Source organism: Paenisporosarcina sp. P5_A11 (genome assembly GCF_056400705.1).
Window position 1 is genome coordinate 1 of the sequence record NZ_JBFUKT010000212.1, and the last position, 4,997, is coordinate 4,997.

The window sequence follows — 4,997 nt, forward strand, 5'->3', positions numbered from 1 at the left end:
TTCATAAGCTTTCGATTCAATTGCAAGACCTGTCTGCAAATCTGTATTCATCCCTTGAGTAATCGCATATTTCGCTTGTTTAATCGCAACCTGGCCATTTTCCATGATATCGAAAGCAAGTTGTTCGCAACTTAATAGAAGCTCTTCTTTCTTAACTACCTTTAAAACGACCCCAAGTTCTTTCATAAGCTTTCGATTCAATTGCAAGACCTGTCTGCAAATCTGTATTCATCCCTTGAGTAATCGCATATTTCGCTTGTTTAATCGCAACCTGGCCATTTTCCATGATATCGAAAGCAAGTTGTTCGCAACTTAATAGAAGCTCTTCTTTCTTAACTACCTTTAAAACGACCCCAAGTTCTACACCTTCTTCTGCGGTGAATTTTCTTGCCGTGAAAATTAATTCTTTAGCTTTCATTTCTCCTACCAGCCTTGGAAGACGTTGAGTACCTCCTGCTCCCGGAATGATAGCCCAGCTCGTTTCTGTTAGTCCCATCTTCACACCTTGTGCTGCAATTGAAAAATCGCAAGCAATCATCAATTCAAAGCCACCACCAAATGCATAGCCGTTTACAGCAGCAATTGTTGGTTGTGGGAGGCTAGCGATACTGTTAAATACGTCTCTAATCGCTTTGACATTTCTGCGCACTTCAGTTTCTTTCAATGTTTTGCGTTCTTTTAAATCCGCTCCAGCACTGAATGATTTTTCTCCTGCACCTGTGAAAATTACAACACTCACTTCAGGGTCAAGTGAAATCAAATCTGTCACAGTCTGAAGCTCATCGAGTGTTTCGTAATTGAAGCAGTTCATTGCTTCTTCTCGGTTAATGGTCACATAAGCGATATTGTTTTGTTTTCTATATAAAATCGTTGTCATTTGTAATCTCCTTTTAAAAAAAATTCATTTGACTTTTTTTAGTTAAACTTTATTAAATGTACACCTTCGAACTTGGAGATTCGTCCACTCGCTGTGGGTTTTTGTCCGTTCAACTGGGGTTCCATCCACTCATTATAGGTTTTCATCCATTCAACTTGGTTTTTCATCCACTGACAATCGGTTTTCATCCATTCAATTTGGTTTTCCATCCACTCGTGTAACGTTACCAACCATTCGCTTGGAAACGGACACCATTCCTCCGGAGAAAGACACCAGTTCGTATGGACAGAGTCTTATTTGAGTGGCCCGTTCTTTATAGACTGAGTCGACCTATTTTTATTCCGATATATTTTCAATAATTGCCGCGATTCCCTGTCCGACTCCGATACACATGGTAGCCAGACCGTATTTAACATTCTGTTTTTTCATTTCATATAAAAGGGTAGTCAAAATTCGCGCACCGCTAGCACCAAGAGGGTGCCCAAAAGCGATTGCTCCACCATTCACATTTACTTTTTTATCGTCTAAACCTAATTGGCGAATGCATTCAATTGATTGTGATGCGAACGCTTCATTTAATTCAACAAGCCCAATATCATCTGTATTAAACCCAGCTCGTTCCAGTGCTTTTCTAGTTGCGAAAATTGGACCAAGCCCCATTACATTAGGTTCTAGGCCAGCTGTTGCGCCAGTAACATATCTGGCAAGTGGTTTAAGATTAAGTTCTTTTGCTTTTTCAGCACTCATCAGAAGCAAAGCGGACGCACCGTCATTGACGCCTGAAGCGTTGCCTGCGGTAACACTACCACCTTTAAATATCGGTTTAAGCTTAGTCAGTTTTTCAATCGTGGTATCTGGACGAGGATGCTCATCTTGGTCCACGATGACTTTGTTGCCTTTCCTATCTAAATAAATAACTGGGACGATTTCTTCAGCAAAACGGTCTTCTTCAATAGCTTTTTTGGCACGTTTTTGGCTTTCAAAGGCAAATAAATCCTGGTCTTCACGCGTTATATTAAAACGCTGTGCTACGTTTTCTGCTGTCTGAGGCATTGAATCTGCTCCGTACATTTCTTTCAACTTATTATTAGTAAAACGCCAGCCAATTGTTGTATCAAGCATTTCCATATTTCCTCGAGGAAATGATTGATCTGGCTTAGCCATGACGAATGGTGCACGCGTCATACTTTCGGTTCCGCCTGCAATGTAAATATCGCCTTCTCCCACTGCGATTGCCCTAGCAGCATACATAACCGCATCGAGTCCCGAGCCACAAAGACGATTAATCGTTGTCCCCGCCACTTCAACAGGAAGCCCCGCCAACAAACCGGACATTCTCGCTACGTTACGGTTATCTTCTCCTGCTTGATTGGCATTTCCCAAAACAACTTCTTCAATTTCTCCTGTCTGCAGTGTAGGATTACGTTCAACAAGTGCCTTAATAACAACAGCGCCTAGATCGTCGGGGCGCACATCTTTTAACGCTCCATTATATCTTCCGATAGGTGTCCTTACAGCATCTACAATGACGACTTCTCTCATTTCTTTATCAACTCTTCTTCTATTGTATAGTCATAAACACCTTTACCACTTTTTCGTCCAAGACGTCCTGCTTTGACATATTGTTCAAGTATTGGTGCGGGGCGGTACTTTTCTCCAAGCTTTTCGTGTAAATAGTTCAAATTATTTAAGCGCGTGTCGAGTCCCACGAGGTCCACAAGTTCGAATGGACCCATTGGGTAATTTAAACCAAGTTTAATCGCTTTATCAATTTCTTCAGGTGTACCAAGACCTTCTTGCAGCATATAAAAGGCTTCGTTTCCAACAAGTGCGCTGATCCGACTTGTGATGAATCCTGGGAATTCTTTAATGACGACCGTTTCCTTGCCCATATTGGCAGCGACTTCTCTGATTGTTTCAGCTGTTTCATCGCTCGTTTCTAAGCCCCGTACAATTTCAACTAGAGGCATTTTATGTACAGGATTGAAAAAGTGCATCGCAATTGTTTTTTCTGGTCGCTTTGCAAAAGACGCAATCTCGGTCGGACTCATCGTCGATGTATTCGTTGCAAAGTAACAATGTGCAGGTGAAAATTCTTCAATTGTTTCAAACACCTGTTTTTTAATGGCTATTTGTTCAGGCACAGCTTCAATAATTAAATCGGCTTTCGCAACGGCTTTAGACAAGTCGCTTTCGAAATTTAAGTTGCTGTGAGCCTGTTCAGCTTTTTCTGAAGAAATTTTCCCAAGTGAAAGCCCTTTTTTAATAATGTGATTAATTTCTTGTTTCGCATTTTGCAAAGCAGATTCATTTATGTCAACAACTGTAACTGCATAGCCGCCAACTGCTCCTACGTAGGCTATTCCTCTTCCCATCAAGCCTGATCCGACGACAACAATTTGCTTAATCATCGTTACACTCCTCCTTTTACGGTGAAAGAAAAGACAGGGATTGGAAACCCCTGTCCGTCATTTCACTCGATTCTTACCATGAAAGAAAGTTAATACGTTTTTCCAACTAAACCTTCGTTACGTATGAGCTATGTCTAGCTCCAAGCGCCAACTCGTACCTCAGCTTGGGGTCACGGGATGTTGTTCATGAAGACGTTGCGACAGGACGTCGCGAAAATAGCCTTCCTTCCTGAACTAGGCGATAACAGGTGTTCGATTCGATCTTTCCATCGTCGGAATCGAGCTAGAGTAACACTTTTCGCTTTTCCTATAGTCCGAATGGATTTAGTGGTCGACTGCCGTAGTATGATAAAATACTTTTCGTTTCTGAATAGAGATCCAGTGTTTCGATGCATAATTCGCGTCCAAATCCTGATTGCTTATAGCCACCGAATGGCGTTCCAGGGAATGCAGAAAATGGACAGTTAACCATAACGATTCCGGCTTGAATCTGATTCGCCACTCGTGTTGCACGTGCACCATCTTTTGACCAAACTGCTGAGCCTAATCCGAACTCTGTATCGTTTGCTAATCGGATAGCTTCTTTTTCATCTTTGAATTTCATCACAACAACTACAGGTCCGAAGATTTCTTCGTTTACTACGTTCATATCGTGAGTGACGTTGGCAATAATCGTTGGTTCAAACCAGAATCCATTTTCGTAGCCTTCAGGTTTTATAACATTACCACCAGCAAGGATTTCTGCGCCTTCTTTTTTGGCTGATTGAACATATCCATCGATTGTATCAAGTTGACCTTGATCGATGATTGCGCCCATATGTGTAGTTTTATCAAATGGATTCCCAAGCTGTAGTTTTTTTGTTTTTTCTACAAACTTGCTTATGAACTCTTCGTAAACATCTTCATGGACGTACAGGCGTGAACGCGCTTCACATGACTGGCCTGAGTTGTAGAAAATACCGAATAATGACCCATCAACGGCCGCATCAATATCCGCATCGTCAAATACGATACTCGGTGATTTACCGCCAAGCTCAAGTGTGACACGTTTTAATGTTTGAGATGCTTTGCCCATAATGTCTTTTCCTATTGGTGTTGAACCTGTAAATGCTACTTTATTTACTTGTGGATGCTCAACTAAAAAGTTCCCAACTTCAGTTCCTGAACCTGGAATAACGTTCACTATACCTGCAGGAACTCCTGCTTCTAGGCAAATTTCCCCTAAGATAATGGCAGTTAAAGGAGTAAGAGATGCTGGTTTAACGATGACAGCACAGCCGACAGCGATAGCAGGTGCTATTTTCCAAGCAGCCATCATTAATGGATAGTTCCACGGAATGATTTGCGCACATACACCGACTGGTTCTTTTTCTGTATAATTATGGAATTGTCCTGGAACATTATTTACCGTCCCACGATGACCTACAATAGCGCCAGCATAAAACTCGAAATCTTCTATTGCTTGAGTGACTTGACCTTGAGCAGCATGAAGAGATTTACCTGTATCTAAAATTTCTAACTCAACAAGTTCGTTAAAACGACTACGCATAATAGCCGCAATTTTGTTTAAAACTTGTGAACGTTTACCGATAGGGAATAATTTCCACTTTCCATTATCAAATGCATTACGAGCAGCAGCTATTGCAATTTCCGCATCTTCTTTTGATGCCTTTGCCACTTCTGCTATTAATACTCCTGTAGCAGGGTTA

At 41.5% G+C, this 4,997-nt stretch carries 4 protein-coding genes and 1 pseudogene; all 5 read right to left on the bottom strand.

Annotated features, from left to right (window positions below):
* Positions 1–180: pseudogene (locus AC1DOS_RS17860) on the bottom strand (enoyl-CoA hydratase); the annotation flags it as partial.
* Positions 152–877, bottom strand: a complete 726-nt coding sequence (locus AC1DOS_RS17865) for an enoyl-CoA hydratase-related protein (RefSeq protein WP_477538587.1) — start codon at positions 875–877, stop codon at positions 152–154. The gene AC1DOS_RS17865 and the pseudogene AC1DOS_RS17860, both read right to left, overlap by 29 nt.
* A gap of 336 nt (positions 878–1,213) precedes the next feature.
* Positions 1,214–2,419 carry a 3-oxoadipyl-CoA thiolase gene (locus AC1DOS_RS17870; RefSeq protein ID WP_477538588.1) on the bottom strand — a complete coding sequence of 402 codons (1,206 nt, stop codon included), beginning with the start codon at positions 2,417–2,419 and terminating at the stop codon, positions 1,214–1,216.
* Positions 2,416–3,288: a 3-hydroxyacyl-CoA dehydrogenase gene (locus AC1DOS_RS17875; protein WP_477538589.1), complete on the bottom strand. Its 873-nt coding sequence runs from the start codon at positions 3,286–3,288 to the stop codon at positions 2,416–2,418. Before AC1DOS_RS17875 ends, AC1DOS_RS17870 begins: the two co-directional genes overlap by 4 nt.
* A gap of 307 nt (positions 3,289–3,595) precedes the next feature.
* The coding region (locus AC1DOS_RS17880; protein ID WP_477538590.1) for an aldehyde dehydrogenase family protein at positions 3,596–4,997 on the bottom strand (1,402 nt) is incomplete at its 5' end.